At 40.5% G+C, this 311-nt stretch carries 1 protein-coding gene; it reads right to left on the bottom strand.

The features are described 5' to 3' along the window. Positions 1-311 (bottom strand): SH3 domain-containing protein (locus DPQ31_RS29575; RefSeq protein WP_261797491.1); only part of this gene is annotated, 311 nt, incomplete at both ends.

Genomic DNA, 311 nt, shown 5'->3' on the forward strand with positions numbered 1-311 from the left:
TTCCGCTGGCTTTTCTTCTTGTTTTCCTGCTTCTAACTTCACAAACTCTAACGACACATAACCTTCTTTTCCTTGGTAATTGATTTTCGCCCAGCCATTTACTTTTCCTAGTACTGTTACTTTTTCACCATTTTTTAAGTTTCCTAGAACCGAGCTACTTGTATTCGCCGCACTTCTTACTCGGAGACTTGTCGCATTGATCGTTCCTACTTCTTGCGTTCCATTCGTAATGTCTTCCGCTGGCTTTTCTTCTTGTTTTCCTGCTTCTAACTTCACAAACTCTAACGACACATAGCCTTCTTTTCCTTGAT

The organism is Bacillus sp. COPE52 (assembly GCF_003355115.1).
GTDB classification, from domain to species: Bacteria; Bacillota; Bacilli; order Bacillales; family Bacillaceae_G; genus Bacillus_A; species Bacillus_A toyonensis.